Origin of the sequence: Burkholderia cepacia (assembly GCF_001039005.1) — a bacterium.
GTDB classification, from domain to species: Bacteria; Pseudomonadota; Gammaproteobacteria; order Burkholderiales; family Burkholderiaceae; genus Burkholderia; species Burkholderia theae.
The window spans coordinates 1-225 of sequence record NZ_LDWR01000155.1 but is presented as its reverse complement, the minus strand read 5'-3'; the positions used below and the strand labels follow the sequence as shown (position 1 = coordinate 225).

1 protein-coding gene is annotated in these 225 nt (G+C 58.2%); it reads left to right on the top strand.

Features of this window, described 5'->3' with window-relative positions; genetic code table 11:
- Positions 1-225 (top strand): hypothetical protein (locus VL15_RS43660; RefSeq protein WP_048252192.1); only part of this gene is annotated, 225 nt, incomplete at both ends.

Genomic DNA, 225 nt, shown 5'->3' with positions numbered 1-225 from the left:
TAGCCGACGACAGCCCGGTCGATGTCGACGTCGACAGCGACGACACCGTGCTATTAGTCGAACTCAGGCCGGTCGACAGTGAATTGATGCCTGTTGAAGTCGACGTGGACAGCGAAGAGATCGAGCTATTCGCCGACGACAAACCGGTCGACGTCGATGTCGACAGCGACGACACCGAGCTATTAGTCGAACTCAGACCCGTCGACAGCGAGCTGATGCCTGTCG